At 70.4% G+C, this 26,567-nt stretch carries 30 protein-coding genes, 1 tRNA gene and 1 pseudogene; 10 read left to right on the top strand and 22 right to left on the bottom strand.

The genetic code is table 11. From position 1 onward, the window contains the following. Positions 1 to 43: 43 nt before the first annotated feature. Positions 44 to 240: pseudogene (locus ACZ4D5_RS09745) on the top strand (flavoprotein); the annotation flags it as partial. Here the strand turns inward: ACZ4D5_RS09745 and ACZ4D5_RS09740 are convergent. The 6 genes from ACZ4D5_RS09740 to ACZ4D5_RS09715 form a co-directional block, all read right to left on the bottom strand. Beyond that, positions 241 to 1,893: a relaxase/mobilization nuclease domain-containing protein gene (locus ACZ4D5_RS09740; protein ID WP_467771813.1), complete on the bottom strand. Its 1,653-nt coding sequence runs from the start codon at positions 1,891 to 1,893 to the stop codon at positions 241 to 243. Next, positions 1,890 to 2,420 carry a plasmid mobilization relaxosome protein MobC gene (locus tag ACZ4D5_RS09735; protein ID WP_467771812.1) on the bottom strand — a complete coding sequence of 177 codons (531 nt, stop codon included), beginning with the start codon at positions 2,418 to 2,420 and terminating at the stop codon, positions 1,890 to 1,892. The genes ACZ4D5_RS09740 and ACZ4D5_RS09735 overlap by 4 nt, the downstream gene beginning before the upstream one ends. Positions 2,421 to 2,677: 257 nt before the next feature. Next, entirely contained in the window at positions 2,678 to 3,598 is a 921-nt protein-coding gene (locus ACZ4D5_RS09730; RefSeq protein ID WP_467771811.1) for a DUF2637 domain-containing protein, read from the bottom strand. Beyond that, positions 3,595 to 3,831, bottom strand: coding sequence for a hypothetical protein (locus tag ACZ4D5_RS09725; RefSeq protein ID WP_467771810.1), 237 nt, complete (start codon positions 3,829 to 3,831; stop codon positions 3,595 to 3,597). Before ACZ4D5_RS09725 ends, ACZ4D5_RS09730 begins: the two co-directional genes overlap by 4 nt. 109 nt (positions 3,832 to 3,940) lie before the next feature. After that, a complete protein-coding gene (locus tag ACZ4D5_RS09720) occupies positions 3,941 to 4,600 on the bottom strand; it encodes an ATP-binding protein (protein ID WP_467772260.1) in 660 nt (219 codons plus the stop codon). Between the two features lie 59 nt (positions 4,601 to 4,659). Beyond that, positions 4,660 to 5,580 carry a hypothetical protein gene (locus tag ACZ4D5_RS09715; protein WP_467771809.1) on the bottom strand — a complete coding sequence of 307 codons (921 nt, stop codon included), beginning with the start codon at positions 5,578 to 5,580 and terminating at the stop codon, positions 4,660 to 4,662. A gap of 389 nt (positions 5,581 to 5,969) precedes the next feature. On the opposite strand from ACZ4D5_RS09715, the gene ACZ4D5_RS09710 reads away from it, so the two are divergent. The 3 genes from ACZ4D5_RS09710 (at position 5,970) to ACZ4D5_RS09700 (ending at position 8,538) form a co-directional block, all read left to right on the top strand. Next, positions 5,970 to 6,485, top strand: a complete 516-nt coding sequence (locus ACZ4D5_RS09710; protein WP_467771808.1) for a helix-turn-helix domain-containing protein — start codon at positions 5,970 to 5,972, stop codon at positions 6,483 to 6,485. Between the two features lie 133 nt (positions 6,486 to 6,618). Further along, positions 6,619 to 6,993, top strand: coding sequence for a helix-turn-helix domain-containing protein (locus ACZ4D5_RS09705; protein ID WP_467771807.1), 375 nt, complete (start codon positions 6,619 to 6,621; stop codon positions 6,991 to 6,993). Positions 6,994 to 7,020: 27 nt separating this feature from the next. After that, positions 7,021 to 8,538, top strand: a complete 1,518-nt coding sequence (locus tag ACZ4D5_RS09700; RefSeq protein ID WP_467771806.1) for a LacI family DNA-binding transcriptional regulator — start codon at positions 7,021 to 7,023, stop codon at positions 8,536 to 8,538. A 313-nt stretch (positions 8,539 to 8,851) separates the two neighbouring features. Here the strand turns inward: ACZ4D5_RS09700 and ACZ4D5_RS09695 are convergent, their stop codons facing one another. The 10 genes from ACZ4D5_RS09695 to ACZ4D5_RS09650 all read right to left on the bottom strand — a co-directional run bounded on the left by ACZ4D5_RS09695 (position 8,852) and on the right by ACZ4D5_RS09650 (position 15,622). Next, a complete protein-coding gene (locus ACZ4D5_RS09695; RefSeq protein WP_467771805.1) occupies positions 8,852 to 9,217 on the bottom strand; it encodes an STAS domain-containing protein in 366 nt (121 codons plus the stop codon). Between the two features lie 190 nt (positions 9,218 to 9,407). After that, on the bottom strand, positions 9,408 to 10,139 hold the full coding sequence (locus tag ACZ4D5_RS09690; protein ID WP_467771804.1) for an ANTAR domain-containing protein: 732 nt from the start codon (positions 10,137 to 10,139) through the stop codon (positions 9,408 to 9,410). A 76-nt stretch (positions 10,140 to 10,215) separates the two neighbouring features. Then, on the bottom strand, positions 10,216 to 10,959 hold the full coding sequence (locus tag ACZ4D5_RS09685; protein WP_467771803.1) for an ANTAR domain-containing protein: 744 nt from the start codon (positions 10,957 to 10,959) through the stop codon (positions 10,216 to 10,218). Between the two features lie 244 nt (positions 10,960 to 11,203). After that, positions 11,204 to 12,652 carry a PP2C family protein-serine/threonine phosphatase gene (locus ACZ4D5_RS09680; protein ID WP_467771802.1) on the bottom strand — a complete coding sequence of 483 codons (1,449 nt, stop codon included), beginning with the start codon at positions 12,650 to 12,652 and terminating at the stop codon, positions 11,204 to 11,206. Positions 12,653 to 12,706: 54 nt separating this feature from the next. Continuing rightward, entirely contained in the window at positions 12,707 to 13,348 is a 642-nt protein-coding gene (locus ACZ4D5_RS09675; protein WP_467771801.1) for a hypothetical protein, read from the bottom strand. Further along, complete coding sequence (locus tag ACZ4D5_RS09670) at positions 13,345 to 13,731, bottom strand: STAS domain-containing protein (RefSeq protein ID WP_467771800.1); 387 nt, start codon at positions 13,729 to 13,731, stop codon at positions 13,345 to 13,347. Before ACZ4D5_RS09670 ends, ACZ4D5_RS09675 begins: the two co-directional genes overlap by 4 nt. A 329-nt stretch (positions 13,732 to 14,060) precedes the next feature. Next, the gene (locus ACZ4D5_RS09665) at positions 14,061 to 14,231 is read right to left on the bottom strand and encodes a hypothetical protein (RefSeq protein ID WP_467771799.1); all 171 of its coding nucleotides are present in this window, start codon (positions 14,229 to 14,231) and stop codon (positions 14,061 to 14,063) included. A gap of 34 nt (positions 14,232 to 14,265) precedes the next feature. After that, a complete protein-coding gene (locus ACZ4D5_RS09660) occupies positions 14,266 to 14,622 on the bottom strand; it encodes a PRC-barrel domain-containing protein (RefSeq protein ID WP_467771798.1) in 357 nt (118 codons plus the stop codon). A gap of 142 nt (positions 14,623 to 14,764) precedes the next feature. Continuing rightward, positions 14,765 to 15,043, bottom strand: a complete 279-nt coding sequence (locus tag ACZ4D5_RS09655; protein ID WP_467771797.1) for a hypothetical protein — start codon at positions 15,041 to 15,043, stop codon at positions 14,765 to 14,767. 6 nt (positions 15,044 to 15,049) lie between these two features. Continuing rightward, positions 15,050 to 15,622, bottom strand: coding sequence for a DUF5994 family protein (locus ACZ4D5_RS09650; RefSeq protein WP_467771796.1), 573 nt, complete (start codon positions 15,620 to 15,622; stop codon positions 15,050 to 15,052). A 408-nt stretch (positions 15,623 to 16,030) separates the two neighbouring features. On the opposite strand from ACZ4D5_RS09650, the gene ACZ4D5_RS09645 reads away from it, so the two are divergent. Next, on the top strand, positions 16,031 to 16,501 hold the full coding sequence (locus tag ACZ4D5_RS09645) for a DUF5994 family protein (RefSeq protein WP_467771795.1): 471 nt from the start codon (positions 16,031 to 16,033) through the stop codon (positions 16,499 to 16,501). A 144-nt stretch (positions 16,502 to 16,645) separates the two neighbouring features. Here ACZ4D5_RS09645 and ACZ4D5_RS09640 read toward each other — a convergent pair. The 3 genes from ACZ4D5_RS09640 to ACZ4D5_RS09630 form a co-directional block, all read right to left on the bottom strand. Then, positions 16,646 to 16,719, bottom strand: a tRNA-Pro gene (locus ACZ4D5_RS09640). A gap of 48 nt (positions 16,720 to 16,767) precedes the next feature. Beyond that, positions 16,768 to 17,502, bottom strand: coding sequence for a Pr6Pr family membrane protein (locus tag ACZ4D5_RS09635; protein ID WP_467771794.1), 735 nt, complete (start codon positions 17,500 to 17,502; stop codon positions 16,768 to 16,770). Positions 17,503 to 17,756: 254 nt separating this feature from the next. Continuing rightward, entirely contained in the window at positions 17,757 to 18,683 is a 927-nt protein-coding gene (locus ACZ4D5_RS09630) for a metallophosphoesterase (protein WP_467771793.1), read from the bottom strand. Positions 18,684 to 18,799: 116 nt separating this feature from the next. Here ACZ4D5_RS09630 and ACZ4D5_RS09625 point away from each other — a divergent pair, with 116 nt between their 5' ends. Next, complete coding sequence (locus ACZ4D5_RS09625) at positions 18,800 to 19,264, top strand: GatB/YqeY domain-containing protein (protein WP_467771792.1); 465 nt, start codon at positions 18,800 to 18,802, stop codon at positions 19,262 to 19,264. Between the two features lie 218 nt (positions 19,265 to 19,482). Here ACZ4D5_RS09625 and ACZ4D5_RS09620 read toward each other — a convergent pair whose 3' ends face one another. Continuing rightward, positions 19,483 to 21,765 (bottom strand): transglycosylase domain-containing protein, encoded by a 2,283-nt coding sequence (locus ACZ4D5_RS09620; protein WP_467771791.1) that lies wholly within the window; start codon positions 21,763 to 21,765, stop codon positions 19,483 to 19,485. A 384-nt stretch (positions 21,766 to 22,149) separates the two neighbouring features. Between ACZ4D5_RS09620 and ACZ4D5_RS09615 the strand changes: the two genes are divergently transcribed. After that, a complete protein-coding gene (locus ACZ4D5_RS09615; RefSeq protein ID WP_030782081.1) occupies positions 22,150 to 22,494 on the top strand; it encodes a WhiB family transcriptional regulator in 345 nt (114 codons plus the stop codon). Positions 22,495 to 22,531: 37 nt separating this feature from the next. On the opposite strand, the gene bagB is transcribed toward ACZ4D5_RS09615, so the two are convergent. Further along, complete coding sequence (bagB, locus tag ACZ4D5_RS09610; protein WP_467771790.1) at positions 22,532 to 23,854, bottom strand: ATPase BagB; 1,323 nt, start codon at positions 23,852 to 23,854, stop codon at positions 22,532 to 22,534. Continuing rightward, positions 23,851 to 24,831 carry an ATPase BagA gene (gene bagA / locus ACZ4D5_RS09605; protein ID WP_467771789.1) on the bottom strand — a complete coding sequence of 327 codons (981 nt, stop codon included), beginning with the start codon at positions 24,829 to 24,831 and terminating at the stop codon, positions 23,851 to 23,853. The genes bagB and bagA overlap by 4 nt, the downstream gene beginning before the upstream one ends. A 105-nt stretch (positions 24,832 to 24,936) precedes the next feature. Between bagA and ACZ4D5_RS09600 the strand changes: the two genes are divergently transcribed. The 3 genes from ACZ4D5_RS09600 (at position 24,937) to ACZ4D5_RS09590 (ending at position 26,522) form a co-directional block, all read left to right on the top strand. Beyond that, positions 24,937 to 25,098, top strand: a complete 162-nt coding sequence (locus ACZ4D5_RS09600; protein WP_003975360.1) for a DUF4177 domain-containing protein — start codon at positions 24,937 to 24,939, stop codon at positions 25,096 to 25,098. Further along, positions 25,095 to 25,562, top strand: a complete 468-nt coding sequence (locus tag ACZ4D5_RS09595; protein WP_362329965.1) for a RidA family protein — start codon at positions 25,095 to 25,097, stop codon at positions 25,560 to 25,562. The genes ACZ4D5_RS09600 and ACZ4D5_RS09595 overlap by 4 nt, the downstream gene beginning before the upstream one ends. A gap of 84 nt (positions 25,563 to 25,646) precedes the next feature. After that, the gene (locus tag ACZ4D5_RS09590; protein WP_467771788.1) at positions 25,647 to 26,522 is read left to right on the top strand and encodes an NUDIX hydrolase; all 876 of its coding nucleotides are present in this window, start codon (positions 25,647 to 25,649) and stop codon (positions 26,520 to 26,522) included. The last annotated feature ends 45 nt before the right edge of the window (positions 26,523 to 26,567 follow it).

Below are 26,567 nucleotides of genomic sequence, written 5' to 3'. Positions count from 1 at the left end.
CACCGAGGGCTGGGCGGCCCAGGCACCTGCCATTCCTCTGCCGGCTACGACAGCCGTCGTCCCGCCGTCCGCCAGCGCCGCCCACCCCGCGTACCGGCAGAGTCTGGACCGGTGCGCGAGATGGGCGTCCTGATCGGCTCCTACGAGCCGCACCGGCCGAAGGTCGGTGGCGGGGCCGACCGCTTCCGCTGGGAAGAGGCCCTGGAACTGCTTATCCCCAAACTGTCCGAGCGGCCGTGATCAGCGCCGCCGTGCCTGTGGTGGCTGGGGCTGAGCAGCCGGGGTGGCCGATGGCGATTGCACCGGCGTGCCGGGGAGCTGCGCCGCACTCCGACTGAGGCGTTCGACGCGCCAGGTCAAGACTCGCGCGGGGCGGCGGGCGTCGTCCAGCGCACGCTGGTCGGCGGCCTGCTGGAGGAGCTGCTTCGGGTTGTGGCCTGCCTTCTTGGCGTCTGCGAGCACGGCTGCGAGCGCGTCGAAGGCTGGGTCCTCCAGGACCTGTTGCGCGTGCTCGGGCACGGTCTGCCGAATGAGGAGGATGTGCCGCTCCACCACCTGCTGGGGCGGTCGGCGCTGGGCGAGCACGGCCAATGGCGCGGCAGTGATCTGCTCGTAGGCGGCCTGGAGATGGAGCAGGGTCTGTTGGGCCGCGGCCACCTGCTGGTCGTGCCGGCGGAGCTGGTGCCAGCGGGCGGCGGCGATGACGACGAGGATCGCGGCGTCCAGGAACATCGCCAGCAGAGCGCCGTCCTTGGGGCCGGGCTCACGGACTATGGCCCGCACTGCCCCGCGTAGGGCGCGGGCGTGCTGGTGCTCGGCCTGGACGCGGGATCGGGTAGCCCGCTCGAACTCCGCTGCTGCTTGACGGAGTTGAGGCCGTACGACCTGAGGTGCGAGGAGAGGGAGGGCGTCGAGGGCTTCGCCGAAGGCGGCCAGGTGGGCCTGGGCAGCCCCGCCGTCTGCCTGGTCGAGGTGGCGGGGGATGCGTTCTGCGGCGGCGGTGGCCTGGTGCCAAGGGTTCGCCCTGCGCGGCCCCTGCTGCTGTTCGGTGGCGTCGAGGCGCTGTCGGACCTTGGGGAAGGACAGGTCCGGGGCGAGTTCGGAGCCGGAGTACCAGATGGGCTCCTGCTTGCCGTTGGTGTCGCCCTGGAGGGCGACGGTGTAGCCGCGTACGTCGCCGGATGGGAAGTGCTTGACGTCGACGAGGACGCCGTCGGTGTGCTGCAGCAGGCGGATGAACTCCTCCGTGCTGGTGGCGGCGGCCACGGCGGTTCGTACCGTGGTGCGCAGGCGTTCGCGGGCGGTGCGGGCCTGGCCGACACGCTTGGCCTTCTCCTGCTCGCCGCGGGTGGGTCGCTTGGCGGCGGTGCGATCACCGCGAACGACCTGGAACAGGTCGTACTCCTTCTCGATGGCGGCGAGTTCGCGGTCGGCGGTGAGGTAGTCGTTCCAGTGGCGGGCTGTGCGCAGATCGGCGCGGACCTTGGTGGCGGCGATGTGGATGTGGTCCGGTGCGTGCCGGACGGCGACCCACCGGCAGCCATCCGGATCGCCTTCCGGAGCGATGCCGGTGGCGGCGACGACGCGGCAGGCGATGTCGGCCCAGTCCTCGTCGCTGAGGTGACGGTCGGTCTTGGCGGCGCGGATCGAGCAGTGCCACACGTGCCGCTCGGGTGCGCGGCCGAGTCGTTCGGCTTGCTTGACGTGCAGGTCGAGGTCGGCGACGAGGCGCTTCTTGGTGGCGGTGAAGTCGTCGGCTCGGCCAGGGTCAGGGGCGAAGCCATCCCAGGAGGCAACCAGGTGTGGATCGGTGTGGTCCTTGGCCTTCCTCGTGTCGTACAGGTACCGGACCAAGTTGGCGGTGTCCTTGCCGCTGCTGATCTTCGCGATCATCGGGCCGCCTGGTGGCTGACGGCCTGGTTCGCGGCTGCCGCGATGTGGCCGACGGCGGTGCCGACCGCGTCCAGGGTGCGGTCCGTCTGGGCCAGCAGGGCGCTGTCCCCAGGGTGTGGACGGCCACCGGAATTGAGCTTCTTGGCGATTTGGTTGACGTTCTTGCCGATGACGGCGACCTGCTGGCGCAGGGCGTTGAGTTCGTCGATGTAGTCGTCGAGCTCGGTGCGCCGGCCGGGCAAGGTGAGGTCACCGTGGACGTGGGCCAGGACGACGGTGGCGACGTAGTTGGCACCGCTGACGCTCAGCGACTGGGCCTTGGCGAGGATGTCGTCCTTCTCGTCGATGCTGTAGCGGGCGTCGACGCGCTCTTTGCGTCGGCCGTTGGGGTCGGGCTTGCGGCGCTGGGCGACGCGGTGCAGGGCGGCTGCTTCGGCGGCACGCGGCAGCGGCAAGACAGCGGCGGTGTCGGCGTCGGCGGGCTGTTCCGCCTCGGGCACCCCCTGGTGCCCGAGTGCCTCCGCCACCCCCGGGGCGGAGGCTTCCCCGTGGGGCCGGCCTGTGGACGGTCCAGCGGGATACCTTGCTGACGCGGTGGTGGCAGGGGTGGCGGTCATCTGCTCCTGAGACGTGGGGAGTTCGTGGTGCTGGTCGTGCATGGATCAGTTCTCCGTGTGAGTGGGGAGGGGACGATGGGTGTGGATGCGAGGGCGCGTAACGGCGGTGATTCTGGTACGCGCCTCGGCCATTCCGGTGCGGGCCTTGGGCGTTGGGCCCCGTACCGCTAGTCGCTGGTGGTGTGCTGCGGAGCCTGTCCGGCACCGCTGTCGGCCTTGAGGGCCTTGAGGGCCTTCGTGATCCGCTCGGTGGCGGCCTTGTGGCCGCGCCGCTTGAGCTCTGCGCGCATTTCCGCGACGGAGGGCACACCGGTGCCGTTGGCGAGGTCGTGGGCGATAGCCTGCAGTTCGGCATCGGTCAGGTCGGGCTCGCGCCCTGGGGAACCGCCCTTCCCCTTCCCGGTCCGCTTCCGTTCCGGCTTCACCGGTGCGTTCCGTTCCGGAGCCGTGCTGACCGGATCTGCGTTCCGGTGAGCGGTGAGGGCACGGGCCTCTTCCGGTTCGTGCTCGCGTGCCGGGTGCGTCTGGTCATGGGAACGCGGCGCGGTGCCGGAAACCGACTCCTGAGGCGTTCCGGATGCAGCTGCCGGTACGCCGACGGGGCCGGTGGAGGGGGTGACCGGCGGTTCCTGCTCCTCACCGGAGACCGGATCCGGGCGGTCGGTGGGAGGCTCGACGAGCTGGTGGATCTGCTGCATCAGCACGGCGAAGGCCAGCATCGCGGCGAGCGGGGGAACCGCGGCGACCACGTAGTCGAGGAACGGGACCGCGTCGGCGTTGTTCGTGCCGCTGACCCCGGCCACGTTCAGTGCGATGGAGCCGACCGATCCGATCACGGTTGCGGCGATGGCCCACCGGTCGGTGACGTGGCGCAGGCCCGCGCGGAGCATGAGCAGTTCGCCCGCGACGATGAAGGCGTCCAGGGTGGCGGGCCAGGCCCAGCGGCGGACCGGTGAGCTTCCAAGGCCGTGCTGGCCGGCGACGTCGGCCAGGTGCGCGTACGAGAGCGCGAACGCTCCAGCGGTGAGGGCGGCGATGACGGCCCCGGCCACGATGAGCACAGTCCGCTCGGCAGCGTGCTTGGTCACCACTTCCCACCCTCCACTGTGACGTGCACGTTCGCGATCCGCACGAGCCTGGGGTCCAGGAGCGTGCCGGGGCGCCAGTTGGTGTCGGCCCTGGCGGAGACGGGTGGGGCGATGGCGAAGAGGGCCGCGGCGGCGTCGTGGGACAGGGCGAAACCGCGTGCTGCGAGCGAGATGTTGCCGGTGCGGTCCCTGCCTGTGAGGCGGGCAGGAGGTAGCGCGGCGTGTGTGGGCATGGGATGGGATCTCCGTGGTGAACTGCGTGCGCCGGGCAGGGCGAGGATTGGCCGGGCACGGCAGGAAAGTGGTTCGGGTGGTGCGGGGCGCTGGGGGCGCAAGGGCCTGTTAATACCCGTGCGGGCCGGTGCCCGTGCTGCGCCTGCGATCAGGGCCGTCGAGGATGACGCGGCGGGTCATCTCGGCGAGGCGGGAGGCAACGCGGTCGCCGACGGCGGTGCGCAGGTCGGCGATGGGGAGGTTGGTGGTGATGAGGGTGGGCAGCTCGTGGACGTACCGGTGGTCGATGAGCCGATAGGTCAGCTCCTCGGTCCACTCCGACGCCTTGGCGGCGCCGAGGTCGTCGAGCAGCAGCAGGGGGCTGCGGGCCAGTTCCTGGAAGCGGCGTTCGCCGTCGTGGCCCTGGCGTGGGCGCAGGGTGGCGTGCAGTTCGGCGGTGGTGATGGCCTCCCAGCGCAGCCGGACCCCGGCGCCGAGCAGCGAGCGGATGGCGCCGTACGCCTGGTAGGTCTTGCCGGTGCCGGTCGGGCCCACGATCAGCAGCGAGGGGCCGTACGCGATACCCGGCGCCCCACCTGGCCCCGGCCGACCGGCAGCCGCGATCTCCTCGACCCAGGCCGATACGTCGGTGTGGTCGGCCAGGGCGGCGCGGTAGCGGCGCGGGATGCGGGCGGCGGCCAGCTCCAGCGCGGTCACCGGTTCCGGCGACGGCGCCGCGTCGACCACGGCGGTGGGGTCGATGTTGCGGGCGGCCAGGATCGACTCCACCTTGGCCACGGCGCCACCCAGTTGGCGTGGCTCGCGGGCGGACGTCTTCGCGGTCGTGGTCACAGCTCACCCCCGTACGCGGCCTGCGCGTCGACCGGGTTGGTCCACGGCCGGTGCCCTGCGGACGTGTCACTCGGCGTGGGAGGGTTCATGGCCTCGTTGACCAGGCTCGACAGGACGCTGGGATGCAGGCCCTTGGCACGCAGCCGCTCGAGACCGGCGCGCACGTACGCCGCGTCGATGCCCTCGGCGAGCAGCTTGGCGGTCTCCTTGCCGAGATGTCCCAGGAAACCGCTGGGCGGTCGGTTGGTGCATCCGGCGGCGTACTCGGCAATGAGCGCCTTGGCCGAGACGGACTCGGGTGCGGGGGCGCTCGCGTCCCCCACCGGAGGTGATCCTAGATCCAGGATCCTAGGTCCTAGATCCGGACCATGAGGGCTCACCGAGTCCTCCGTGAGCCCTCCCGGAATCCTCCGTGATGCCTCACTGGAGCCCTCCTGACCTGCGGGTTCGCCGTTGGTCACTGAAGGCTCCCGCAGAATGCGCGAGTCCGCAGCAAGGACTCCGGGAGGGCTCACTGAAGGGTCCGCGAGTTCTCCGTGATGGCTCCCGGCGGGCTGCGCGGGCCGTCCGCCCTCGTGGTGCGAGCAGGCCGGGCAGCGGCTGCCGCTGGGCCGGTTGATCTTCTGGTGCTTGGCCCAGGTGACGATGTGCAGGTAGTTCTTGCCGTCGTCGCCTTCATAGCGGCAGATCAGCCCGGCGCCGGCGAGCTGGGTGAGGTCGTCCTCGACCGCCAGAGGGCCGTGCTCGGGCCGCAGCGCCCACAGGGCGCCGGCGATGACGGCGGCCTGGTCGCGGAAGCGGCCGTGGTCGTCGGCCTGGGTGAGCAGCCCGAAGAAGGTCCGCTCGGCGTTGACGCTCACTGCGGCGAGCGACTCGGAGATGAACGCTTCGGGCTTGATGGTGCGTATCCGCGCCATGCCTATCGCCCCGCCTTCGCCGCCGCCGACGGCGCGGCGGGTACCGGGTAGGCGGTGACGTGCGGGGATGGCGTATTCGGTTGGGGATCGGCCATACTGGGCATCAGCTCCTCTGCTCGCGGGCCATATGGGACGGCAATCCCGGACTCCGCGGGTCGATCGCTAGGGATGGCGGTTGAGAGGTTTGCGCTTGAGCCCCCGGCATCGCCGGGGGCTTCTTTCATGTGACGAGCGGTCGTGCGGGGCTCCTCGGATCGGTGGGGTGGATGCCATCAGCATGCCACATGAATTGCAGATCGCAGAAGTGTTTTGCATCTCGCAGTGGAGATGCTACTGTTTACGCTGTGCTGCAAACCGCAGTGCATCGCTACGAACGGAAGGAGGTGGCGGTGGCGGAGGAAGAACCGTCCGAGGGCGTCCTGCTCAGCGGCGAGGCGAACGTCGCGACCCGCATCAGGGTGGAGCGCGAGGCGCGCGGCTGGAGTACCAATGCCCTGTCCGACCGGCTCAACGAGGCCGGCTTCGAGATGAACCCGTCGGCGGTCTGGCGGATCGAAAACGGGAAGCGCCGCATCAACCTCGACGACGCCATCGGCTTCGCCGAGGTCTTCGGCATCGACCTGCGCAACCTCGTCGGGCCACCGCAGCTGGCGGCCAAGGCCCGTGCCATGGAGCTCATCGACGAGGTCGTGGACGCGTTCCGCGCTACCCAGAGAGCCAACATGGCCTTCACGGAGGCGCGCGACGCTCTCGACGCCTACCTCGCCGAGCACCCAGACATCCGCGAGGAAGCCGACCTCATGGTCCAGAGCGCCATGGCGGAGGAGGCCAGCAAGACCATGCTGAAGATGCACGGTCCTCCGCCCGGCGAGCACGGCAACACCAGCCCCGCCGCCGAGGCATAGCCTCCGGCTCCCGCGCCCGTCCTGGGCCCGCAAACCCCCAGCACGGGCATCTCAACCCTCATCCCTAGCGATCGACCGGCAGGCCGGTGTTGCCGCGCCCATGCCTGCCATGACCTGACAGAGGACTCACTCCTTGCGCCAACCCGCAATACCCCCTGCCTCCGCACCGACTCCGCACGCTGAGTCCGCCCTGCCACGCCTGTACGTCCCCGAGGAAGTCGCCGCCGTCCTCGGCTGCTCCACCTGGTGGGTCAAGGACCGCGCCCGCCGACGCCTCATCCCCTTCACCCGTGTCGGCCGCGCCTACCGCTTCACCGGCGAACACCTCGCGGAGATCATCCGCATGCACGAAGCCCGCCCTGCCCGCCTGCAGCAGCCGGTGGCAAGTGCGCCTGCCCGCAAGCCGCCCGCTCCTCAGCCCTCTCCGTCGCCTGTCGTTGCCTCGGCTCGCCTGCGCGCCCGGCCGCCACGCCGAGCCCGCCAAGGCCAGTTCGGGACCGCCGCCTAGCACGACGACGAAGAAGGGGAGGGATACATGGGTTTCGGCGAGAAGCGCGGAAACTACTGGCGCGGCCGCTACAAGATCGCACCCGGCAAGCACCTCACCGTCGTCGGCGAGGACGGCAAGCCGCTCAAGTTCGCCACCAAGGGCGAGGCCCAGCGCGCCGCGAGCGAGGCCGAGAACAAGTACCGGCGCGGTGACTGGCGCGACCCGGCGCTCGGCCAGGAGACCTTCGGCGAGTACGCGAACCGCTGGTACGCCGCCCAGGACCTGGCTGCCTCGACGATGCAGAACTACAAGCGCCACATCGAGGAGCACCTGCTCCCCGAGTTCGAGGACAAGGCGCTCGCGGGCATCCTGCGCACGGACGTCGAGCTGTGGGAGAAAAAGGAGCGGGCCGAGTACGCGGCCTCCAGCGTCAAGACCTGGCGCTCGACGCTCCACCTGATCTTCGAGGACGCGATCGACGAGGGCCTGATCACGTCCAACCCGGCCGCCCGGCGACGTGGGCGCGGCAAGCGCGCCGGCCGCTCCCGCGACCGAGGCCCAGAGAAGGTCGTCACCGACGCGCTCGGCATCCTGCTGACCGCCGAGCGGGCCGCCCTGCTCTCCGGCCGCGACGACGAGTTCGTCGCCACGGTCCTCAAGGGCTACACCGGCAAGCGCTGGGGCGAAATCGTCGGCCTGGAAACGGAGTTCGTACGCCCCAACGCCTTCAGGGTCGAGTGGCAGCTGTACGAGCTGGACACCGGCGAGCTGGTGCGCTGTCCGCCCAAGGACGACAGCTACCGCACCATTGACGCGATGGACTGGCTGTCCGCCCTGGTCTTCAACCACATCGCCCGGACGAAACCGACGCCCTGCCCCTGCCACGGCCGGACCTACGTCTTCCGTGGGCTGGGCGCCGCCCGTGCGGGCGGTCACCAGGGCGCGAAGCTCGTCGACGTCGCACGGCTCGCCGGGGTGTCCACAGGGACGGTGTCCAACGTCCTCAACCACCCCGACCGCGTCCGGGAGGACACCCGAGTCCGCGTCGAGCAGGCGATCGCCGACCTCGGCTTCGTGCGCGGCGGCACGACCACCGAGCACGCGGCCCACTGGCGCAGGAACGGCTTCGCCACCTGGCTGTTCACCCCGGCAGTCTCCGGCTGGTACCCGAAGAAGGCACCTCAGGAAGCCCGCCCGGTGCCGATCCTCGGCGAGCCGTGGCCCGGCATCCCCGCACGCGGGCGCGGCGCCGCCAGCCGAGCCGACGCTTGCTGGCTCCCGATCGCCAAGGGCCTCACACCCCACGGCCTCCGCCACACCCACCGCACGATGATGGAGGACCTCGGCACCGAGAAGGTCCTCATGGACGAGCGCATGGGCCACATCGACGGCTCCGTCTCCGCGCGCTACGCCCACGTCACCCCTGGCATGCGCAAGCGCCTCATGCTCGGTCTGACCGAGCAGTGGGAGGCGGCGCTCGACGCCCGGCTGGCCATGTGCCCAACGTCTCCGGTGCGCGTGCTCAATGACCTCCTGCGCGCATGCGCAGTCGCCCTCGGGTAGCGGTTCCCGGGGAGTCGCGACGGGCCTGGGCTTCCCTGTGGACGGTGTTTCCGGGCGTCCAAGGACCGTTCCGATTGGTCCTTGGCATGCGGAAGGGGCTCCGGGAGTGAGGTGGCGCCCAGGAGACAGGGTGAGGACTGCGTGTGCCCGGCCTGCGGACCCACTCCCCATGGGCCGCGGCCGGTTGCCTCGACCGGTGCGCTGGGTACCCCTGAAGACCCAGCGGGCGGGAGGCGCACAGTCGACCGGGGGCTGGGGCCGCCTGGTGAGCCTAGCTGAGCTGGGGCAGTGAACCCAGGGGGATTTCGGTCGGTCAGGCCGCAGCCTGCGGTGGTACGGGCGCGGGCAGCTCGCTCAGGATGTCGAAGTCGAGGCGTAGCCGTGGATGGTGGAGCAGGTGGAGGATTGCGCACCCGGTGCAGATCAGGCGTAGGCGTCCGTGTCGGCCGCTGGACCTGGCTCGGGCGCGGTTGAGGAGCCGTACGCCGGCGCAGTCCATGAAGCCGACGGGGCGCAGATCAATCAGCAGGTCAGCGTCATTGGCGTGGGTGAGGCTGTCGAGGAATTCGATGATGCCGGGGGCGGTGTCGATGTCAATTTCGCCGCACAGGACCACCAGGGTGCAGTCTCCGCGAGGGCGGACTTCCTTGACGCAGATCACGGCAGGGGGTGGGGGCATGGCGACCCTCTTCTCCGGAGGCAGATGTGCGTGGAGACCGGATACCAACGGGATCTGGGTCGGTGATTCAGGGTAGCGGGCTGTGCCGGCCTGCTGACTGGTTGTGCCGAAAAACTGCGGACGTGGGGGCTCCGCTGCTACAGGGTGATGGGGCTGGGCACCTGATGGTGGGCTTCTCGGCGGGGTGTTGTCATGGGACGGGTCCGGGTTCGCCGTCGCCGTTGTCGTCCAGGTGGAGTCGGCGGGCCAGTACGTCGCGGGCGACGTCCAGGAGGGGCCGGTCGTGGCTGAAGGCGTATCCGCGCAGTCTGATCAGGGCGTGGTCGCAGTCGATGGCCAGCTGGTCTGCGAGCATGCCGGTGGCCTGGTGGACCTCGGCGAAGTGGAGACCGGGCTCGTCGAGCAGGGGAGTGTGGGACAGATCGGCGTGGGCGGCGGTGGCGATGGTGATCTGGGCGATGGTGTCGGCCAGGCCGAAGGCATCGGTGAGCTGGCCGGTGGACAGGGGGCCGGGCCGGGTGCGGTGGCCGGTGAGGGCGCCGAGCGCGATGACCCCGATGCGCAGCGGGAAGGAGAACACCGCGCGTACGTCCAGCGCCTCGATGGCGCCCGGCAGGCCGGGCCAGCGATCGGTGGCGAAGGCGGAGGTGTCGGCCACGTCGGGCAGCAGTATCAGTGCGCCGTTGCGGGCGGCGTCCAGACTCGGGCCCTGGCCCTGGACCTGTTGCAGGTCCTCCAGCGCGAGTGTGCGCTCACCGAAGGACTGCACCAGTTCGGCCTGGTTGCCACTGGGGGCGAGGAGCAGGCTGAGGCCGTCCAGGCCCAGCATGTCGGCGCAGGCCGCGAGCGGCAGTGGCGCCATGCCGGGGCCGGTGTGGGAGCTGAGGGTGCGCAGGTAGTCGGCCAACACCGGATGGGTCACCGACGCCACCCCCTTTCGGGTGCCGTGCGGACCATCCGGCGGCCGGCCCACCAGTCAGCACCGATGGGCGGGTGGTTCACCGATCGCGCCGCTCAAGAAGCGCTGCGTCGGCCGTGCCCTGCAGGACCTGGCGGGCGATATCGGTGAGCCGCGTCTGGTGATCGCGCGCGTAGCGGCGCATGAGGGTGAACGCCTCTTCGACGCCGGTGTTGCGGCGGTTCGCCAGATAGCCCTTGGCCTGCTCGATGATGACGCGGCTGTCCAAGGCGGCCTGTAGTTGTGCGGTCACTGTCATCTGCTCACTCACCGCCCGCTGTTGCAGGACGCCGATGGTGGCGGTGTCGGCGAGCGCCTGAGCCAGACGCACCTGGGAGTCGTCCAGCGGCCCGGGTTGGTCCCGGAACAGGTTCAGGGCTCCGATCACCTGGTCGTGCAAACGGAGAGGTGCCGCCACGACCGAGGTGAAGCCGGCTTCCACGGCCCGCGGCGCGAACCGGGGCCAGCGCATCGCGGCCGCCTGCGTCGCCAGCGGTACGTCAGACACCTGCTCCCTGGTTCGGAAGCAGTCCCGGCAGGGGCCCTCGTCCCACTCGATGCTGGCCAGTTCCAGCCGACGAGTGCGCTCGTCCGAGGCCGCGGCGTCCACCAACTGGCCCCCGGGAGTGGCGAGCAGGACCCCGGCCGCCGCCACGTCCAACAGGTCCACACAGTGGTCGGCGAGCGTGTGCAGGAATCCGATGACGTCGAAGTCCCGCACCAAGGTGTCGGCGAGGTCGACGAACGCGGCCGCCAACTGCTCCTCACGCGGCAGCTCAGGCATACCCCACCCACCTCCAAGAGTGATCCGGGGACACCTTCCCACAGGGTGCTGTCTCCTGTTGCCACCCAGTCTCGTCCCCATGGCGCGCCTTGACCAGGACACCTCGTGAAGTGCCGTGTCGGCATAGCCGGAAACCGGTCGGGAGATCCCGCGCCGTTCGCGGTTCTCTGGTGCACCGGTCCCGTCGTGGGACGACTGACCGGGCAGCGGGAGGCGGCGCTCGACGTCTGCCTTGCGATGCGCCTCACGTCATCGGTGCGCGTGTTCCTGTGCCCTGGTGGCTCTTGCCGGCAGGGAGGGGGACGCTGGTGTGGGTGGTGCCCGACGCGCCGATGGGTGTCCCGTTGGCTTCCAGGGGTGTGGCGCTGAGGGCCAGGAGGGCCACGTCGTCCGCCGGGCCGTCGGGGAACGTGGCGAGGAGGGTGGTGAGGTCGTCGATGATCGCGGCCGCGCCGGGTGCCGCGCTGGTGGCCGCGTGGTGGGTGAGGTGCGAGGCCAGGCTCTCCTCGTCGAAGCGGGCGCCGTGGGAGGTGCGGGACGCGATGAGGCCGTCGCTGTAGAGCAGGAGCGCCTCGCCCGGTGCCAGGCGCAACGTCCGGGAGACGAACGGTGCCTCGGCGAGCGCACCGAGGAGTATTCCACCGGTCAGCTCCACCGGTTTCGCGTTGGGGCGCAGCCCGTCGCGGGCCGGGCGCAGGTGGTACGCGGGAGGGTGGCCGCCCCCGGTCAGGTCGATGGTGAACCCGCCCGCAGGGTCGGGGACCAAGGTGCCGAAGATCAGTGTGCACAGGTGGACATCGGCGGCCCGGTCCGGCAACAGGGCCGTGTTCAGCGTCTCCAGGACGGCGCGCGGGTCGGCCTCCAGCGGTGCCGTGGCACGCAGGGTGTGGCGGATCAGCGAGGTGAGGGAGGCCGCCGTTGTGCCCCTGCCGCTCACGTCACCGAGGCAGAACGCCCACCGGTCGGTGCCGAGGGGAAAGACGTCGTAGAAGTCGCCGCCGACGTCGTGGACGGACGCGGTGGCGTAGTGGCAGGCCGCCTGCAGGCCCGGCACCTGGGGCAGGACCGGCGGCAGGAGCGTGCTCTGCAGGGCTGCGGCGAACTCGGCGGTGCGGGCCCGCTCCCGCTCGGCCCCCTCGCGTGCCGCGTTGGCGGCCTCCAGCAGTTCGCGTTCCCTGCGCAGCATGCGCAACGCGGAAAGGCGCAGCTCCAGCTGGTCCATGACCAGCGCCGCCAGGTCGGTCAGGGCGGCGGCCCGCTCGGGTGTGATCCGGCGAGGCCGGATGTCCAGGACGTCGACCGCGCCGAGCCGGTGGCCGTCCGGCGTGGTGATGGGGGCGGCGGCGTAGAAACGGACACCGGCCGGGCCGGTCACCATCGGGTGCGCTCGGGCCCGGGGATCGTGGTGGGTGTCACGGATGACCAAGGGGGTGTCGGAGAGGACGACCGAGGTGCTCAGGCACGCATCCCGGCCGGCTTGGGTGACACGGTCGAGCCCGTACGCGGCCTTGAACCAGACCCGGTCGGTGTCGACGATCGTCACCGTCGCCATCGGCGCGCCGAAGAGGCGCGCGGCCAACGCGGCGATCCGGTCGAACGCCCCGTCCGGCGGGGTGCCCAGGATGTCGTAGCGGCGTACCGCCTCGATGCGCCGCGCCTCCCGCTCGTGATCTCCCTCAGGGGACGACTCCATGTCTTCCCGTCCCGTTCGTCGACCGGCCTCCCGCGCCTGTCCGTCTCATTCCGGTTACTCGGGGCGCTGTGTACGGGCGTTGTGCGCGAGGCCGTCCGGACGACCGGCCTCGCGTTCGCCCAGGGGCAGCACCAGGGCGCGCAGCACCGCGGGATCGGAGGGCCTGCGGACCTGGCCGATGTCCTCCCATCCCCACGCCTGGAAGGCGGCGTGGGCCCTGGGGTCGGCTTGGTCCACCAAGGTGGCGCCGAGCGAGGCGTGGTGGTCGGCGAGCAGCCGCGTCTGCAACAGCCGGGCGAGACCGGCTGTGCGCTCGTGCGGGTGGACCACGATCTCCGTGACGGCGAAGGCGTGCCCCGAGGAGGTCAGCTGCTCGACCGACCTGGGCAGGCCGCCCTCGAAGCCGACCCACCAGGCCCCGTCGCGCGCGATGGGGAAGCCGAAGGCGCAGCCCGCCAGGGCGGTGGTCTCGGCGAGCAGCATCGAGAATCCCGGGCGCCGTACGGAGTCCGCGAGACGCCGCAGGAAGTCCTCCCTGCGGCGGTACGCCTCGCCGGTCGCGGTGTCTGACGACTCGACGTACAGATCCGCCAGGTCCTCCCGGAGTGTCTCGGCCTGCCAGCGGTTCAGGCGGCGCAGGCGCACTGCATCCAGGGCTGCGTGCTCGTGGCCCGGTCCGGAGCCGACGGCCGTCATCGCGCACCTGCCGACGACAGGCGCGCGGGTCGCCGCGCGGTGGGCGCGCGCCCGGTGCGGCTCGCCGGTGTGCCGTCCAGCAGGAAGGCGCAGCCAGTGAGGGTGAGGATCCGCCGCAGCGAGGACGGTGGGTGGTGCAGCCGCAGGGCGCCGCCTGCTGTGGTGGCCTGCTCGGAAGCGTCTAGGAAGGTGTTGAGGCCGCTCACGTCGCAGAAGGTGACGGCCGTCAGGTCGACGTCGATCGTGCACGTACCCCCGTATAGGCACTCCCGCAGGGACGCGCTGACCAACGGCACCGTCTCGAGGTCGATCTCACCGGCCAGGGTGATCAGCGCTTGGCTGTGCTCGTCGAGCCGTTGGACGTTCAGATGGGGCAGGGACATGGCGCCTCCGGTTCCGGGCGACCGGCCGGGGCGGAGACCAGCGATGCAGGCTGAGAGCCCGGCAGGTGTGTGTGCTCGGCAGCAACGCGCCGTCGGGGTCTGGAACGTCGACGTCCTGCTGTGAGGATAGTCCCGGATTCGCCGGTGCGGGAGACGGAAAGGTCTCTCAAGGCCCGTATCTGTGGCAGGAGTTCGGATACGTCTGGTGGCGGTGCCGTCGGGGAGGGCCGCCGCACATCGTGGACCCGACGAGGTGGTTCGAGGGGACGGGTGACGGCGGCGCAGGGACAGCCCTGGCAGTGTTCGGCACCGAGTCCACAGGCTGGTCGTCATCGGATGGGGTGGCGACTGGAACGCCGGGACCAGCGCATGACGATGAAGGCCAGAGCGGCTATGAAGACCGCGACGCCGATGAGCAGCAGGTAGCCGAGCCCCTCTGTCACCGCTCCGATGATTCCCAGCGCGATGGCGACCAGAACGAGGAGCAGAAAGAGGACCATGACGCGGACGCCTCCTTGGGCTGAGCACGGGCGGTCAGCGGCGTGCGAGCTGCCTCTCGCCGTCTGCGCCGGTCTGGTAGGACAGGTCGTAGTGATGGAAGATCGCTTTCTCTGCCTCGGCGGGCAGGACGTCGTCCATGCCGACCGCGGGTGCCTTTTTCACCAGGGCCTTTGCGTAGGAGACTTTGACGTAGTCTGGCCCCAGGGTCACGTCGTCCAGGGGCACGAAGGCCAACCGGTGGCGGGTGGGCAGTCCGGTGCGGACCGTGGCCATGGCCGGTTCGTCGGTGGTGGTGTCCACATAGATCGCTTCGAGGACGCCGATCTTGTGGTCCTTGGGGTCGACGACGTTGTGGTTGCGCCACTCGCGGATGTCGGCTGCATGGATCATGGTTTGCCTCCTGGGCCGTTGATCTGGGCCGGTGCGAGCCTGTCCATGGACAGCGGCAGCCCGCCGGGGTGCGCCTCTTCCCGGAGCAGTACGGCCGGGGTACCCAGATCCACCCGCGGTATCCCGCCGACCGCCCGTCAGGTCATGGCTTTCGGCCGCCCGCGCGTTTGACGCTCCGGCGCCGCGGGCGGAGGCGTCCGCGGCCTCCGTCCCGGTGGTCGCGGCGGGCGCGGACGGCGGAGGGAGGAGCGATGCCGGGTTGCTGCCGTGCGGGACCGCGGGCGCCGCGACGGCTGGTGAGGCGACGGCTGTACTTGTGCAGCGCGATCCGTTCGGCGTGCTGGCTGTTGAGACGGTGGATCAAGAACGTTCCCAGGGCGATCATCGCGAGGATGACAGCGATGGTGATGCCGGTGTCCATGGCCCGTCACCTCCCGCCGGTCGTGCCGACGGGTGCGGCCATGGCGCCGCCCTCCGCCTCCCATGCCTCTGCCTGTGTGCGGGCCGGCGGGTCCGCCTCGGCTGGGGCTGCGGGGTGACGGTCCAGTTCGTCGGTGATGAGAGCGCTGCCGGTCCGTATGGTCCGGGGATCGCAGGCGGCGGCCATGAGGCGCCCGGCGGCTGCCGCACCGGTCTCTGGGGGAATGATCAGCAGGTCCCAGCGCCCGACGTGGTAGGAGAGCAGCAGGAGTTGGTGCGGGTCCTGCTCTTGGCGGAACCAACCCACCTTGACCACATGGCCGTTGACGGGGATCTTGCGTGGCACGACGGGCCAGTGCGTCGGGTTGACCGTGACGCGTGTGATACGGCCCCACAGCGGGTCCAACAGGTCGGTCAGGGCGGGAAGTTCACGGGTGAGGTCCCGGGAGCGTGGCCACCAGGCGCCGTCGAGCAGCCCGGCGGGCGGTCCCGGAGGTTTGAGGGAGAGCCGGACCGGCAGGGAGCCGGTGGGCTCGGTGATCGGTGTGGTTGGCGGGGCTCGTTGGGTGATCATCGTCATGGTGACGACCTGTCCCCGGGCTTGGCGTCCTGGCCCGGTGCTATCGAACCGAGAGAGATACCGACAGGAAAGCCGGTCAAGAAATGCTCTCGATACTGCCAGCCTACTCCTGCGGCGGCCCCGACCACGACTGCCCGACCGTTCCCTTCTGAGGGGCCGTTCCTGCCTGTTGGGGTGGCCAGGAGTAGGCTGGCAGCACCGAGGGATCTGCGTACACGGGCCCAGTCGCCCTTGTCGCTCTCGGCGAGTCACCGGACCGGATCTGCCCGGGGCGAGGCACACCATGACCACGAACACACTTTGCCCGAAGAAGGCACCCGCCAACGGTCATGCGGTGAAGGCGGGTTGGCCCGTAGTCGAGCAGGACTCGCAGCGACTGCTGCCGCGTCTCGGAGCGAGCGGTGCGTCATGACCACCGACCCCACGCCTCCCGTGACGCTCCTTGCGGACACCCAGACCCATCAGCTGGCCCCCGGCGCAGCCGTACTGAGAATGGAGACGACGCCCCGCCGTGACGGGACCTTCGACGGCGCCTGGTGGCCGCGCTCCCGGAACCTCGAAACTCAGTTGCCGGGCTTGATACGCGCGCTCACCGAACGCCTCGGCCCCATCGCTCGCATCGGCCTGGACGAGAGTTCCTGGGACGTGCACACACGTCACATGGCTGTCGACGGCCTGATGGTCCGCATCGACTGGTCCGCCGTCGACGACAACACGATGCTCGTCACCCGCGGGCGCCAGGACATCTTCTCCTTCCTGATACTCCCGCCGCAGACCGACGCCTCCGCCGCGCGTGCCGCCATGGCCATGGCCGTCCAGGACGGCAACAGCGCATCGGCCGCGGAGATCCTGGCGGCCACCGGAATCACTTCCGCTTGAGGGACGTCCGGAGGGCTCTCTCAGCGGCTCCTTGGGAGCCGGATCTTGAAGTTGGCTCCCAAATGGCTCCCAAGAGGGGGCCAGAAACGATTCAGGGGCCCGACCCGCTAAGCGGATCAGGCCCCTGACCTGGTGTTTCAGCTGTCGGGGTGGCGGGATTTGAACCCACGACCTCTTCGTCCCGAACGAAGCGCGCTGCCAAGCTGCGCTACACCCCGATGTCGTTGCTCCGCTGCCCGCAGTGCTGCAGGTCGCGGCGACATCGATTACTTTAGCGGACCGGCGCCCTGAGACGAAATCCGGTTTTCGCGGCCCCTCGGGGCGGGGCGGATCCGGTCGAGTCCGACGACGAGCAGGGCGAGGGCGTAGAAGGCCAGGCCGAAGACGACGCCGTTGCCGAGGACCCCCGCGTAGCCGTGGGCGTCGACGTCCAGGAACGGGTACGGGTACCGGGCCGTCGAGCCCGGCGACATCAGGGCGCCGCGGGCCAGCGCGAAGGCCAGGTACGCGAGCGGGTAGAGCAGCCAGAGGCCGGCATGGCGCGGGCGCAGGCCGCCCGGCCTGGTGAGCAGCAGCCAGTCCAGGGCGACCCCGATCGGCGTCACGGTGTGCAGGAGTTGGTTGGAGACGGAGTGCCAGTCGGACTGGGCCGTGATGTCCCCGGTCATCGAGAAACCGCTGGAGTCGTTGGCCAGGACTAGGTGGTAGACGAGCCCGGTGATCGAGATGAACAGGAGCGTTCCGCCCGTCACCCAGGGCGGCAGCGGAGGACGGCCCCGCCAGGCGCGCCACGCGGACATCCCGAGCACCACGGCCACGAGCATGTTGCTCTGGACCGTGAAGTAGCTGAGGACGCGCAGGGGACTGCCGATGGCCAGGTCGATGACGATCCCGGTCACCGCGGCGAGTGCGATCAGGGTGCGGAAGGCCGCCGCGAGGGGGCGGCGCACGGGTGGTACGACCGCCTCCGCGGGGACACCGGTGGGAATCGGCGCGATCATGCCCTCCACCGTAAACACGGTTCCTGTCAGACGCGCGCGGTCAGGCCCCGTCGCACCCCCACCGCCGTCAGCCCACGCTGTTCAGCCGCCAGCCGCCAGCCGCCAGCCGCCAGCCGCCAGCCGCCAGCCGCCAGCCGCCAGCCGCCAGCCGCCAGCCGCCAGCCGCCAGCCGCCAGCCGTTAGGCGTCAGGCGAGGCCCCCGCCGCCACTCGCCCACCACCGGGCCACGCCCCGCTCCCCGCGCCCGCCCCGCCTCAGCCCCCCGCCGTAAGCGTCAACAGCGTCGCCTCCGGAGGGCACGCGAACCGCATCGGCGTGTAGCGGTTCGCCCCGCACCCCGCCGACACGTGCAGATACGACCGCTTCCCCTCGGCCTCGTGCGTCGACAGGCCCTTCACCCGGTCCGTGTCCAGGTCGCAGTTGGTGACCAGGGCGCCGTAGAAGGGGATGCAGACCTGACCGCCGTGGGTGTGGCCGGCGAGGATCAGCGGGTACCCGTCGGCCGCGAAGGAGTCGAGCGAGCGCAGGTACGGGGCGTGCACGATGCCCATCGAGAAGTCGGCCGCGGCGTCCGGACCGCCCGCCACGCGCGCGTACCGGTCGCGCTTGATGTGCGGGTCGTCCACACCGGTGAGGCCGATCTCGCAACCGTCGATCTTCAGCGAGCCGCGGGTGTTCGTGAGGTTCACCCAGCCCGCCTCGTCGAACCCGTCGCGCAGGTCCTCCCACGGGTTGTGGATGACGCCGACGGCGGGCGGGTTGCCGTTCAGACCGTGCCTGCCCTGGACCTTCTCCAGGAGGTAGCGGGCGGGGTTGCGCGGCTTCGGGCCGTAGTAGTCGTTCGAGCCGAAGACGTACGCCCCGGGGAACTCCATCAGCGGCCCGAGCGCGTCCAGAGTCTCCGGCACACCCTCGGGGTCGGAGAGGTTGTCGCCCGTGTTGATCACGAAGTCGGGGCGCAGACCCGCGAGCGAGCGCAGCCACCGCTGCTTCTTGCGCTGCCCGGACACCATGTGGATGTCGGAGACCTGAAGCACCCGCAAGGGACGCATCCCCGACGGCAGTACGGGCACCGTGACCCGCCTCAGCCGGAAGGAACGGGCTTCGAAGCCCACCGAGTAGGCGAGACCGGCCGCGGCCGTCGCCGTGATGCCCAGAGGTACTGCGTATCGCGCGCGCATCCCTCCATCGTGTCAGACCCGCGGCGCCCCGAATTCCGGAGGGCGGCGCGGCAACGGGCGCGCACCTCACGGAAATCGGCGGGCAGGAACCCGCCCGCACCTGCCACAATCGACGCATGACCACGCTCAAGTCGAAGCTGCAGGACCACCTCAACGCCGCGATCAAGGGGCGTGACGAGCTGCGCTCCTCGACGCTCCGTATGACCCTCGCCGCGATCACGAAGGAGGAGGTCGCGGGCAAGGAGAAGCGCGAGCTCTCCGACGACGAGGTGCAGAAGGTGATCACCCGCGAGGCCAAGAAGCGCCGCGAGGCCGCCGACGCGTTCGCCCAGGGCAACCGCCCCGAGCAGGCCGAGCGCGAGAAGGCGGAGGGCGAGGTCCTCGCCGAGTACCTCCCCAAGCAGCTCTCGGACGACGAGCTGGAGACGATCGTCGTCCAGGCCGTCGAGGAGGCGAAGGCGGCCGGCGCCGAGGGCCCGCGCGCCATGGGCCAGGTCATGAAGATCGTGAACCCGAAGGTCGCGGGCCAGGCGGAGGGCGGCCGCGTCGCCGCCACGGTCAAGAAGCTCCTCGCAGGCTGAGCCCGGCCCCGCCTTCCGGGAGGTTCCCGAAGGTTGAGCCCGGCCCTGCCTTCCGGGAGTTCCCGAAGACTGAGCCCAGCCCCGCCTTCCGGAAGATTCCCGAAGACTGAGCCCGGCCCTTCCTTCCGGAAGGCCCCCGAAGGCTCCCGAAGCCGTACGCAGATGAGGGCGCCCCCTGCTTCAGGGGGCGCCCTCATCCACGTACACGGCCAGGAAGGCTAGCGCGGCCAGCCTCCACCGATTCCGCCCCCGTGGCCCCCGCCGTTGCCGAGACCCCCGAGCGCGTCCGGCGGGATCGAGATCTCCGGCCACGGGTTCCCGCCGCCGTCACCACCGTCACCGCCGCCGTTCCCGCCGCCGCCGTGACCGCCGCCGTTGCCACCGCCCGGCTTGCCGTCGTCGTGGTCCCGGTCGCGGTCCCTGTCGCGGCCCTTGCCCTTGTCCCCGCCGGGGATGTGGACGGTGTTGAAGCCCGGCGCCGGCTTGCCCGCGAGCGCCCCGCTCATCGCGTCGCGCCAGATCGGACCCGGCACCTCGCCACCGAAGACCTTGTCGTACGGGACGCCGCCGATGGTGATGTCGACCATCTGCCGCTTGTGCTGCGGGTCGCCGACCCAGACCGCGCCCGACATGTTCGGGGTGTAGCCCACGAACCAGGCGGCGTAGCGGTAGTCGGTCGTACCCGTCTTGCCCGCGCTCGGGCGCGAGCCGAGTCCCGCCTGCTTGCCCGTGCCGTCCTCGACCACGCCCTTCAGGAGGGTGTTGATGGTGTCCGCGGTCTTCTCCGACATGGCGCGCGAGCACGTCGACTTCGGCACCGGCAGCGACTTGCCGCCGAGCGTGGAGATCGACTCGATGGCGATCGGCGTGCAGTAGGTGCCGCGCGAGGCGAAGGTCGCGTACGCGCCCGCCATCGTCAGCGGCGACATCTCCTGGGTGCCGAGGGCGATCGACGGAGCCTGGACCATCTCCTTGCCGTCGGCGCGCTTGACGCCCATCTTGTCGGCGAGCGTCGTCACCGGGCAGATGCCGATGTCGCCGATGAGCTGCACGTAGTAGGTGTTGACCGACTTCGCGGTCGCTTCCTTCATGCCGTACGGCCCGACCTCGGACTCGTTCTCGTTGGTGAGCTTCGCGCCGCCCGAGTTCACCCAGTCCTTGCCGCCACAGGCGGACACCCGCGAGGGATACGGCATCTCGTACGGGGACGAGTAGCTCTGCCCCGCCGACTTGCCGCCCTCCAGGGCCGCCGCCGCGACGATCGGCTTGAACGTCGAACCGGGCTGGTAGCCCGCGCCGCCGCCCATGGAGTCGTCCACGGAGAGGTTGATCGTGGTCTCGTCCTTCTTGAAACCGTAGGGACGGGACTGGCCCATGCCGAGGATCTTGCCCGTGCCCGGCTCGACGATGGTGGCCGCGGTCGCCACGTCGTCGGTCTTGTTCACGTGATCCTTTATCGAGGCCTGCACCGACTCCTGCGTCTGCGGGTCGAGCGTCGTGCGGATCCTCAGGCCGCCGCGGTTCCAGATCTTGGCCCGCTCTTCCTTCGTCTTGCCGAAGACCGGGTCGTTGAGGAACACCTCGCGTACGTAGTCACAGAAGAAGCCGGCGCCGTTGACCGAGGTGATGCAGCCGTTCTTGGGGCGGCTCACGTTCAGACCGAGGTCGGTCTTCTTGGCCTTGTCGGCGTCGGCCTGCGAGATGTCGTGCGTGTCGGCCATGCGCTGCAGCACGACGTTGCGCCGCTTGGTCGCCTCGGCCGCGTCGTTCACCGGGTCGTACCGGCTGGGGGACTGCACGATGCCGGCGAGGAGCGCGGCCTCCTGGAGCTTCAGCTCCTTGGCGGGCTTGGAGAAGTAGCGCTGGGAGGCGGCCTCGACGCCGTACGCCTGCTGACCGAAGTAGGTGATGTTCAGGTAGTTCTTGAGGATCCGCTTCTTGCCCAGCTTGTCCTCGACCTGGATCGCGTACTTCAGCTCGCGGATCTTGCGGCCGAGCGTCTGCTGGGTGGCCTCGGCGACCTTCGTCGGGTCGTCGCCGGCCTCCTCGACGAAGACGTTCTTCACGTACTGCTGCGTGAGCGTGGACGCGCCCTGCGAGACGCCGCCGCTCTGCGCGTTCTGGTTGAGGGCGCGCAGGATGCCCTTGAGGTCGACCGCGCCGTGCTCGTAGAAGCGGGCGTCCTCGATCGCGACGATCGCCTTCTGCATGTACGGCGAGATGTCCTTGAGCGGCACCACCGTGCGGTCACGCGAGTAGACCGTCGCGATCGATCCGCCCTTGGCGTCCAGGATCGTGGTGCGCTGACTGAGCGGCGGCTGCTTCAGGTTGGCGGGGATCTCGTCGAACCCCTCGACCGAGCCCTTGGCCGCCAGGCCCAGCGCACCGGCCGCGGGCAGGGCGATCCCGGCGAGCACCGCACCCGCCAGAACGCTGACTCCTAGGAACTTCGCGGCCTGCTGAGTTGGTGACAGACCACCGCCCGAGCGCTTCTTTCCCATGGGGGCAGCCTACGTTCTGATTCGCCGGACAGGCCTCAATGCCTTGGCCTAAGCTGCTCCCAACTGTCACAGCAGTGCGGTCCAGCAACAAGCCCCCTGTCGCTCCCCGATCTGACGGATTTATGTCCGAATTCGCCTCAAGTGGCGCTCGGCGTCCGTTGTGACTCAACTGAACTGTCCGGACATGCCGGTTTGATCACGCATGTCCCCAGCTCACTCCGTCGGGTGATCTGCCGCTTACGCATAGTCCGTTCGGGCCATCCAAGATTGGGCCCGAAGGGGGTGTTGCGCTGTGCCCACCTTCCGTAACGTCCTCAACTGGCGGCGGTGAATATGCCGCTGCCGCCGTGGGGGAGCCTCGATTCGGGAGAGGACGGCGCCGGTATGGGCTGGGTAACCGACTGGAGTGCGCAGGCGGCCTGCCGCACTACCGATCCGGATGAACTGTTCGTTCAAGGAGCAGCGCAGAACAGGGCCAAGGCGGTGTGCACCGGATGTCCGGTGCGGACCGAGTGCCTGGCCGACGCGCTGGACAATCGCGTCGAGTTCGGCGTGTGGGGTGGCATGACGGAGCGAGAGCGCCGCGCACTGCTGCGCAGGCGTCCCACCGTCACCTCATGGCGCAGGCTCCTGGAGACAGCGCGCTCCGAGTACGAGCGCGGCGCGGGCCTGCTGCCCGTGGACTTGGAGGACGAAGAGACGTACGAGAGCTACGCGGCAGTGGGTTAGCCGGCCGGGCGCGCGACCGTGCGCACCCCCGAGCCAGTCAGCCCGCCAGCCGGTCCCCGATGGCCCGGAGGCCCGCGAGGTCGTGCACATCGCCCGGCAGCGCGGCCACCTCGGCCACCGCCACCTCAGGGTGGAGCGCGATGAAGCGATCACGCGTGCGCTGTTCACGCGCGAGCAGCTGCATGCGCTCCGCGTGAAGACGCAACAGCCCCGCGGTCAGTTGCCCGACGGACGCGTCGCCGGACACCTCGTCGGACGCGTCGTCCTCGCCGGACACCTCGTCGGACGTGTCGGTGGCCGGCTCGTGGGGTTCGGAAGTCTCGGAAGGCCTGGGAGTCTCGGAAGTCACGGAATTCTCGGGGGAGTTACGAACTCCAACCTTCCCGCCCTCCTGATCCACAATGCGGCTCTCCTCAAGATTTTCCGCGGCGGCAAGTGCCCGCTCGGCCGACAGCTGAGCGGCACCGCTGCCGTGCACGCGGTTGAGCACGAGACCCGCGAGCGGCATGTCGTCCGCCGCCAGCCGCTCCACGAAGTACGCGGCCTCCCGCAGCGCGTCCCGCTCCGGCGACGCCACCACGAGGAACGCCGTACCGGGCGCCTGCAGCAGTCGGTACGTCGCGTCGGCCCGTGTGCGGAAACCGCCGAACATGCTGTCCATCGCGGCCACGAACGTCTGCACGTCACGCAGCAGCTGCCCGCCGAGCAGCTTGCCGAGCGCCCCCGTCATCATCGACATGCCGACGTTCAGGAACTTCATCCCCGCCCGGCCGCCCACCTTCGCCGGCGCCATGAGCAGCCGGATCAACTTCCCGTCCAGGAACGATCCGAGGCGCTTGGGCGCGTCCAGGAAGTCCAGGGCGGAGCGCGAGGGCGGCGTGTCGACGACGATCAGGTCCCACTCGTCCCGGGACCGCAGCTGACCCAGCTTCTCCATCGCCATGTACTCCTGCGTGCCTGCGAAGCCCGCCGAAAGCGACTGGTAGAAGGGGTTGTTGAGGATGGCCTTCGCCCGCTCCGCGTCCGCGTGCGCCTCGACGATCTCGTCGAAGGTCCGCTTCATGTCGAGCATCATGGCGTGCAGTTCGCCGTCGCCGTCGACGTCCTTGACCCGGCGCGGGACGTTGTCCAGCGAGTCGATGCCCATGGACTGCGCGAGCCTGCGCGCCGGGTCGATGGTGAGCACGACCACCTTGCGGCCCCGCTCGGCCGCGCGCAGCCCGATGGCGGCCGCCGTGGTGGTCTTGCCGACGCCTCCGGAGCCGCAGCACACCACGATGCGGGTCTTCGGGTCGTCGACCAGGGCGTCGACGTCCAGCGCGCGGGCGGGGTCCAGGGTCCGTGCCGGTTCCGGGGTCATGCGATCCCTTGCTTCCGCAGTGCCGTGGCGAGCTCGTAGAGGCCCGCGAGGTCCATCCCGCCCGCGAGCAGCGGGAGTTCGTGCAGGGGCTGTCCGAACTCCGTGAGCAGGGCGCGCTGGTCGCGCTCCAGGGCGTACCGCTCGGCGTACTCCGCGGCCTGCTCCAGGAGCGGGTCGACGAGGCGCTCGGCGACCCCGCCGCGCCGCGCGCCACCGAGTCCCGCGGCGGACAGGGACTTCGCGATGGCCGTACGCGGCGTCTGCTCCAGGCTCAGCTCCAGCGCGGCCTCGTCGAGCACCGCGGGGCGCACCATGTTGACGATCACCCGTCCCACGGGCAGCTGTGCGTCCCGCAGTTCGGCGATCCCGTCCGCGGTCTCCTGGACGGGCATCTCCTCGAGGAGGGTCACCAAGTGCACCGCGGTCTCGGGTGACTTGAGCACCCGCATCACGGCCTGCGCCTGGTTGTGTACGGGCCCGATCTTCGCGAGCCCCGCCACCTCGTCGTTCACGTTCAAGAAGCGTGTGATGCGGCCGGTGGGCGGCGCGTCCATCACGACGCAGTCGTACGCGTACCGACCGCTCTTGTCCTTGCGGCGCACGGCCTCGCACGCCTTGCCGGTCAGCAGGACGTCCCGCAGCCCCGGCGCGATGGTCGTGGCGAAGTCGATGGCCCCGAGTTTCTTGAGCGCCCGGCCCGCGCCCCCCAGCTTGTAGAACATCTGGAGGTAGTCGAGCAGCGCGAGCTCGGGGTCGATCGCGAGGGCATACACCTCCCCGCCCCCAGGAGCGACGGCGATCTTCCGCTCCTCATAGGGCAGCGCTTCGGTCTCGAAGAGCTGCGCGATGCCCTGCCTGCCCTCGACCTCGACGAGGAGGGTGCGTTTGCCCTCCGTCGCGAGGGCGAGCGCGAGGGCTGCGGCCACCGTGGTCTTGCCGGTACCGCCCTTGCCACTGACGACCTGGAGCCTGCTCACGTCTTCGAGCCTAACCAGTCGCCGCCCGTCCCACGCAGGAGCCCACCCTGAGCTGCCCCCCACATCGACCCTGAGCAGTCCCTGACACCGACTACAGTCGGCCACATGACCAAGTGGGAATACGCAACCGTGCCTCTGCTCGTCCACGCCACGAAGCAGATTCTGGACACCTGGGGCGAGGACGGCTGGGAGCTGGTCCAGGTCGTGCCCGGGCCGAACAACCCCGAGCAGCTGGTGGCCTACCTGAAGCGGGAGAAGCAGGCATGAGCGCCGTCGAGGACAAGCTCGCGTCGCTCGGCCTGACGCTGCCCGAGGTCGTGCCTCCGCTGGCCTCCTACCAGCCGGCCGTCCAGTCCGGGGTGTACGTCTACACCGCGGGCCAGCTCCCGATGGTGGACGGCAAGCTCGGCGTGACCGGCAAGGTCGGCGCCGAGGTCACCGCGGAGGAGGCCAAGGACCTGGCCCGCATCTGCGCGCTGAACGCCCTGGCCGCCGTGAAGTCGGTCGCCGGTGACCTGGACCGCATCGCGCGCGTCGTGAAGGTCGTCGGCTTCGTCGCGTCGGCCCCGGACTTCACGGGCCAGCCCGGCGTGATCAACGGTGCCAGCGAGCTCCTCGGCGAGGTGCTCGGCGACAAGGGCGTGCACGCGCGCAGCGCCGTCGGCGTCGCCGTGCTCCCGCTGGACGCCCCGGTCGAGGTCGAGTTCCAGGTGGAACTGACCGAGGCCTGAGGGGTGTTCAGGCGTTTTTCGGCCTCCTAGGGGCACTGATTGTTGCCTCTCGAACATCAGCTCACTAGGGGATAGCCTCCGCCCATGGCAAATGGGCAGTGGTACCCCCCGGAGTGGCCCGACCGCATCCGCGCCCTCGCGCGGGGCGAGCTGACGCCCGCGACGCCGCGCCGCGCCGCGACCGTCATGCTCCTCAGGGAGGGTGCGGAGAACGGCGCACCTGAAGTACACATGCTGCGCAGACGCGCCTCCATGGCCTTCGCCGGAGGCGCGTACGCGTATCCGGGCGGCGGCGTCGACCCGCGCGACGACGACCACCTGGTGCGCTGGGCGGGCCCCACGCGCGCGTCCTGGGCGGCCCGCCTGGGCGTCGACGACGAGGCCGCGGCGCAGGCGATCGTCTGCGCCGCGGTCCGCGAGACGTACGAGGAAGCGGGCGTCCTGCTCGCGGGCCCCACTCCGGAGACGGTCGTGGGCGACACCACGGGCGAGGACTGGGAGGCGGACCGCGAGGCCCTGGTGGCCCGTGACCTCTCCTTCGCGGACTTCCTCGACCGCCGCGGCCTGTTCCTGCGCAGCGACCTCCTCGCCGCGTGGGCCCGCTGGATCACGCCCGAGTTCGAGCCCAAGCGGTACGACACGTTCTTCTTCGTGGCCGCGCTCCCCGAGGGCCAGCGCACCCGCAACGCCTCCACGGAGGCCGACCGCACGGTCTGGATCCGCCCCGCCGAGGCCGCGGCCCGCTACGACAAGGGCGAGCTCCTGATGATGCCGCCCACCATCGCGACCCTCCGCGCCCTGAGCCCCCACGGCTCCCCCCGAGAGGCCCTGTCCGCGGCCTCGTCCCAGGACATGACCCCGGTGTTGGCCCAGGCACGCCTGGAGGGCGACACCCTGACCCTCTCCTGGCCGGGCCACGCGGAGTTCACGAAGCACATCAAACGCGGCGGCACGAGTTGACGACACCGCCCGTCCCGACCCCCGCACCCACCCGCCCCGGGTCCA

Source organism: Streptomyces sp. NPDC025651, from assembly GCF_055558735.1.
This window is presented reverse-complemented; position numbering and strand designations above follow the sequence as displayed.

Coding starts and splice junctions, on each gene's coding strand:
- ACZ4D5_RS09660 (WP_467771798.1), bottom strand. CDS start 14,622: ATGATCCATGCAGCCGACATCCGCGAGTGGCGCAACCACAACGTCGTC.
- ACZ4D5_RS09625 (WP_467771792.1), top strand. CDS start 18,800: ATGACCACGCTCAAGTCGAAGCTGCAGGACCACCTCAACGCCGCGATC.
- ACZ4D5_RS09665 (WP_467771799.1), bottom strand. CDS start 14,231: ATGGTCCTCTTTCTGCTCCTCGTTCTGGTCGCCATCGCGCTGGGAATC.
- ACZ4D5_RS09680 (WP_467771802.1), bottom strand. CDS start 12,652: ATGGAGTCGTCCCCTGAGGGAGATCACGAGCGGGAGGCGCGGCGCATC.
- ACZ4D5_RS09725 (WP_467771810.1), bottom strand. CDS start 3,831: ATGCCCACACACGCCGCGCTACCTCCTGCCCGCCTCACAGGCAGGGAC.
- ACZ4D5_RS09645 (WP_467771795.1), top strand. CDS start 16,031: ATGACCACCGACCCCACGCCTCCCGTGACGCTCCTTGCGGACACCCAG.
- ACZ4D5_RS09655 (WP_467771797.1), bottom strand. CDS start 15,043: ATGGACACCGGCATCACCATCGCTGTCATCCTCGCGATGATCGCCCTG.
- ACZ4D5_RS09600 (WP_003975360.1), top strand. CDS start 24,937: ATGACCAAGTGGGAATACGCAACCGTGCCTCTGCTCGTCCACGCCACG.
- ACZ4D5_RS09620 (WP_467771791.1), bottom strand. CDS start 21,765: ATGGGAAAGAAGCGCTCGGGCGGTGGTCTGTCACCAACTCAGCAGGCC.
- ACZ4D5_RS09700 (WP_467771806.1), top strand. CDS start 7,021: ATGGGTTTCGGCGAGAAGCGCGGAAACTACTGGCGCGGCCGCTACAAG.
- ACZ4D5_RS09650 (WP_467771796.1), bottom strand. CDS start 15,622: ATGACGATGATCACCCAACGAGCCCCGCCAACCACACCGATCACCGAG.
- bagB (WP_467771790.1), bottom strand. CDS start 23,854: ATGACCCCGGAACCGGCACGGACCCTGGACCCCGCCCGCGCGCTGGAC.
- ACZ4D5_RS09635 (WP_467771794.1), bottom strand. CDS start 17,502: ATGATCGCGCCGATTCCCACCGGTGTCCCCGCGGAGGCGGTCGTACCA.
- ACZ4D5_RS09715 (WP_467771809.1), bottom strand. CDS start 5,580: ATGGCGCGGATACGCACCATCAAGCCCGAAGCGTTCATCTCCGAGTCG.
- ACZ4D5_RS09630 (WP_467771793.1), bottom strand. CDS start 18,683: ATGCGCGCGCGATACGCAGTACCTCTGGGCATCACGGCGACGGCCGCG.
- ACZ4D5_RS09675 (WP_467771801.1), bottom strand. CDS start 13,348: ATGACGGCCGTCGGCTCCGGACCGGGCCACGAGCACGCAGCCCTGGAT.
- ACZ4D5_RS09740 (WP_467771813.1), bottom strand. CDS start 1,893: ATGATCGCGAAGATCAGCAGCGGCAAGGACACCGCCAACTTGGTCCGG.
- ACZ4D5_RS09685 (WP_467771803.1), bottom strand. CDS start 10,959: ATGCCTGAGCTGCCGCGTGAGGAGCAGTTGGCGGCCGCGTTCGTCGAC.
- ACZ4D5_RS09590 (WP_467771788.1), top strand. CDS start 25,647: ATGGCAAATGGGCAGTGGTACCCCCCGGAGTGGCCCGACCGCATCCGC.
- ACZ4D5_RS09670 (WP_467771800.1), bottom strand. CDS start 13,731: ATGTCCCTGCCCCATCTGAACGTCCAACGGCTCGACGAGCACAGCCAA.
- ACZ4D5_RS09615 (WP_030782081.1), top strand. CDS start 22,150: ATGGGCTGGGTAACCGACTGGAGTGCGCAGGCGGCCTGCCGCACTACC.
- ACZ4D5_RS09695 (WP_467771805.1), bottom strand. CDS start 9,217: ATGCCCCCACCCCCTGCCGTGATCTGCGTCAAGGAAGTCCGCCCTCGC.
- ACZ4D5_RS09595 (WP_362329965.1), top strand. CDS start 25,095: ATGAGCGCCGTCGAGGACAAGCTCGCGTCGCTCGGCCTGACGCTGCCC.